Genomic DNA, 1,787 nt, shown 5'->3' with positions numbered 1-1,787 from the left:
CGCGCCCTACATGCTGCGCGCCGACGGCGGCGATCCCGGTGCCGCGACGTGGGCCTGCATCCAGCCGGTGCACGTGCGCATCGCGCACGATCATTTAGTGTTGATCGACCCCGCATCCCTTGCCCTTTCAGACGAGGAAGCCGCCACGCTGCTGGCAGTTGCCCGGCCGCTGATCGAAGAACTCGGTGTGCGCATGGTCGCGCCCAAACCGCAGCGCTGGTATCTGTCCAGCGATGCGTTCGGCACGCTGGCAGGCGCTTCGCCGCTGCGAGCGAGCGGCCGCAACATTGAAATCTGGCTGCCGCATGAAGCGCACACTGGCGAGCGCTCGCGCGCCTGGATGAAGCTGCAGAACGAAGTGCAGATGGCCTGGTTTGAGCATCCGGTCAACGAAGCGCGCGAAGCGCGCGGACTGCCGGCGGTGAACTCGATCTGGTTTCATGCGCAAGGTGCTGCGCAACCGGTGAAGAGCCCATTTGCCCGCGTTCTGTCCGACGCGGCGGCTACGCGCGGCCTCGCACTCTCGGCAGGTGTCGATATTGCCGAGCCACCGGCGTCCTTCGCAGCGTTCACGTCCGCCACGAATGGAACCGGCCCCGGCGCGACCCTCGTCGAACTCGATCCGTTTTCCGCGCCCTTCATCGAGCAGGACTGGGCCCGCTGGAACGACGCTTTCGCCGCGCTCGAAACCGACTGGTTCGCGCCAGCGCTGGCCGCCTTGCAGTCAGGACAACTCGCCGAACTTGGCCTCACGCTATGCGGTGACACCGGCTCGGTGACGCTTGCCATCACGCGGGGCGATCTGCGCAAATTCTGGCGGCGCCGCGTGCTTGCGTCGCTCTTTATTGAATGATCGAATGATCGAATGACCCACCCATGATCCACCGCATGACTGACGGCCTTTCCGCATGACCCGAATCGTTACTCGCACGTGCTCTCCGGTCGACGCCGAAATCCTGACCCGTCACGGCCTGCATCCGGTGCTGGCCCGTCTCTATGCATCGCGCGGCGTGTGCCAGCCCGATGAAATCGAAACCGGCCTCGCCCGGCTCGTGCCGCCCGCCGAACTTAAAGGCTGCGAAGACGCGGCCGTGCTGCTCGCGGATACAATCCTGGCGCAGCGCCGCATGCTGGTGGTGGCCGACTACGATTGCGACGGCGCCACCGCCTGCGCGGTCGCGGTACGCGGCCTGCGCATGTTCGGCGCGCAAATCGACTATCTGGTGCCGAATCGCTTCGAATATGGATACGGCCTGACACCCGAAATCGTGGCCCTCGCTGCGCGCGGCAAATCCGGCAAGCCGGATCTGCTGATCACGGTGGACAACGGCATTGCCAGCGTCGACGGGGTGGAAGCGGCGAATGCGCTCGGAATCGACGTGCTCGTCACCGATCACCATTTGCCCGGCGACGAACTGCCTGCGGCGCGAGCCATCGTCAATCCGAACCAGCCGGGCTGCGGCTTCCCCAGCAAATGCATCGCCGGGGTCGGAGTAATGTTCTATGTGCTGCTCGCGCTGCGCGCAGAGCTGCGCCGGCGCGGCGCGTTCAACGACGAGCGCCCTGAACCGCGTCTGGACGGTCTGCTTGATCTGGTCGCGCTCGGCACGGTGGCCGACGTCGTCAAGCTCGATGGCAACAACCGCGTGCTGGTGGCGCAAGGTCTGCAGCGCATTCGCAAAGGCAAGATGCAACCGGGCATCGCGGCGCTGTTTCGCGCCGCTGCCCGCGACGCCCGCAGCGCCTCGGGCTTCGATCTCGGCTTTGCGCTCGGCCCACGGCTGAAC

At 66.0% G+C, this 1,787-nt stretch carries 2 protein-coding genes; both read left to right on the top strand.

All coding sequences use genetic code 11. The features are described 5' to 3' along the window. Positions 1-853 (top strand): regulator (locus WCA85_RS33525; RefSeq protein WP_424069781.1); only part of this gene is annotated, 853 nt, incomplete at its 5' end. A gap of 55 nt (positions 854-908) precedes the next feature. After that, a partial coding sequence (locus tag WCA85_RS33520) for a single-stranded-DNA-specific exonuclease RecJ (protein ID WP_424069779.1) occupies positions 909-1,787 on the top strand: 879 nt, incomplete at its 3' end.

Source organism: Paraburkholderia sp. (assembly GCF_049581445.1).
In the GTDB taxonomy this organism is placed as follows: Bacteria; Pseudomonadota; Gammaproteobacteria; order Burkholderiales; family Burkholderiaceae; genus Paraburkholderia.
The sequence above is the reverse complement of the archived record's forward strand: the minus strand, read 5'-3'. Positions and strand labels throughout refer to the sequence as shown.